A 1,326-nucleotide genomic window follows, 5' to 3' on the forward strand; every position below is an offset into this window, starting at 1 on the left:
CTTACCCACCAGGAAGGTGCACCCGATTCTGCTGTGGACATGGACTCGACACCCACATCCTTGCAGGTCAGGTGCACCTTTCCTTCACTGACCTCGATCAGTCAAATCCCCTCTGAACAGGGGAGGTTGATGACCCGGCCCGTGCGAGGCGCGGGTTGCTGTCGACAGCAACGGCGACAGCAACCGGTCAAGACGAGGACAGCCCTGGACGACCAGCGGTGGACAGTTGCCCGAGGTCACGGACAAAAACAGACCCGGCCGGACAGAGCGCCCAGAACTTACAAACGAGGGGTCGGCCTGGGCCGTCTCTGGGCCGTCGCCGGGCCGTCAACCGCTGACCAAAGACGACCAGTGACGCCAGCAGCGCCCGAAGAAGCAGCAGGTCAGCCATCACCTACGGCGGCTGACCTGGTGGGCGACGGACGAGTCGACCTGTACTCCGGATTCCGCTAGACCGACCGGGACGAGGGCAGCCGCTGGCTGCCAACAACCGTCTGAGTGGGCGGGACCCTGCCGGACGGCGCGCCAGGACTTACAAGCGAGAGGTCGGGGTGCTGCCTGGATCAGGAGTGGCCGGCGTGTGAGGGGTTATGGGGCGACCTGCCGGTCGGTAGCGTTGGGCGTGATTGCGGCCGTTGGGTCGGTGGTGCGTCCCGCGCTATTCGAGGAGGTTCCGGGTGGATTCCTTGCCGGAGTTGACGTTCGGGCAGCGGTTGAAGGTTTACCGGGAGCGGTCCGGAAAGACTCGGGCGGTGCTGGGTGGGTTGGTGGGGCGTAGCGCCGAGTGGGTCAAGGCGGTGGAGACGGATCGGATCCTGCCGCCGCGCATTCACATGCTGGATCGGATCGCGCGTGCCCTGAAGATCGATGTTTCTGCCCTGGCTGTGGAGCTTGGTGACCGCTCTGCGGTGGTCAATGGGCCAGAGCATCCGGCGCTGGGGTCGGTCCGGGATGCCGTAAACCGTGTCGGATTCTTCGGTGATGCTGCGGCCGAGTCGTTGTCTGGTCTGAGGGAGCGGCTTGCGGTGGCGTGGCGGGCGCGGCATCAGGCGTCGGATCACCGTACGGTGCTGGGCGGGTTGTTGCCGGGGTTGCTGCGCGATGGGCAGCGCGCCGTGTTGACGTACGAGGGTGACGAGCGGCGGCAGGCACAAGCGCTGCTGGCGGAGACGCTCGGGTTGGCGCAGATGTTCATCGCGTACCAGCCGGCTGCCGAGTTGCTGTGGCGGGTGGCGGACCGGGCGATGGTGGCGGCGCAGGAGTCCGGTGATCCTGAGGCGATCGCGTGTGCGGGGTGGTTCCTGTGTCAGGTGCATCGGGACGCCG

General features: G+C 66.4%; 1 protein-coding gene. It reads left to right on the forward strand.

What is annotated here, in order from left to right:
* Window positions 1-677: 677 nt before the first annotated feature.
* Window positions 678-1,326: helix-turn-helix domain-containing protein (locus tag IEY61_RS30850; RefSeq protein WP_189050866.1), on the forward strand; the 649-nt coding region annotated here is incomplete at its 3' end.

The sequence above is a fragment of the Micromonospora sonchi genome, from assembly GCF_014646235.1.
In the GTDB taxonomy this organism is placed as follows: domain Bacteria; phylum Actinomycetota; class Actinomycetes; order Mycobacteriales; family Micromonosporaceae; genus Micromonospora; species Micromonospora sonchi.